Origin of the sequence: Bacillus sp. BB51/4 (assembly GCF_008368845.1) — a bacterium.
Taxonomy (GTDB): Bacteria; Bacillota; Bacilli; order Bacillales; family Bacillaceae_G; genus Bacillus_A; species Bacillus_A wiedmannii.
This window is the reverse complement of record NZ_QOSC01000048.1, coordinates 1-643: the sequence shown is the minus strand read 5'-3', so window position 1 is coordinate 643 and position 643 is coordinate 1. Positions and strand designations below refer to the sequence as shown.

The 643-nt window shown below is 49.6% G+C and carries 5 tRNA genes and 1 rRNA gene; all 6 read left to right on the top strand.

The features are described from left to right. Window positions 1-48: 48 nt before the first annotated feature. The 6 genes from rrf (at window position 49) to DN392_RS30180 (ending at window position 601) form a co-directional block, all read left to right on the top strand. Window positions 49-164: ribosomal RNA gene (gene rrf, locus DN392_RS30205) — 5S ribosomal RNA — on the top strand. A 5-nt stretch (window positions 165-169) separates the two neighbouring features. Then, window positions 170-245, top strand: a tRNA-Val gene (locus DN392_RS30200). Between the two features lie 8 nt (window positions 246-253). Continuing rightward, window positions 254-337: transfer RNA gene (locus DN392_RS30195), tRNA-Tyr, on the top strand. Window positions 338-348: 11 nt separating this feature from the next. Beyond that, window positions 349-423: transfer RNA gene (locus DN392_RS30190), tRNA-Gln, on the top strand. Between the two features lie 4 nt (window positions 424-427). Then, window positions 428-503: transfer RNA gene (locus DN392_RS30185), tRNA-Lys, on the top strand. Window positions 504-517: 14 nt separating this feature from the next. Continuing rightward, window positions 518-601, top strand: a tRNA-Leu gene (locus DN392_RS30180). Window positions 602-643 lie beyond the last annotated feature (42 nt).

The following is a 643-nucleotide window of genomic DNA, read 5'->3' as shown; positions in this document are numbered from 1 at the left end:
TTTAAAAGTTAAATAAGTTAAAATGATTCTTGTCTTAAATGAATATAGTCTGGTAATGATGGCAGAGAGGTCACACCCGTTCCCATACCGAACACGGAAGTTAAGCTCTCTAGCGCCGATGGTAGTTGGGACCTTGTCCCTGTGAGAGTAGGACGTTGCCAGGCAAAATGGAGGATTAGCTCAGCTGGGAGAGCACCTGCCTTACAAGCAGGGGGTCGGCGGTTCGATCCCGTCATCCTCCACCATATATGTCGGAGGGGTAGCGAAGTGGCTAAACGCGGCGGACTGTAAATCCGCTCCTTCGGGTTCGGCAGTTCGAATCTGCCCCCCTCCACCATTCTTAATTAATGGGCTATAGCCAAGCGGTAAGGCAACGGACTTTGACTCCGTCATGCGCTGGTTCGAATCCAGCTAGCCCAGCCATTAAGAGCCATTAGCTCAGTTGGTAGAGCATCTGACTTTTAATCAGAGGGTCGAAGGTTCGAATCCTTCATGGCTCACCATTTTAACAAAATATGCGGGTGTGGCGGAATTGGCAGACGCGCTAGGCTTAGGGCCTAGTGGGGGAAACCCCGTGGAGGTTCAAGTCCTCTCGGCCGCACCTAATAAAATCTTTTTAAAAAGTACTTGCATTTGAAGTAGT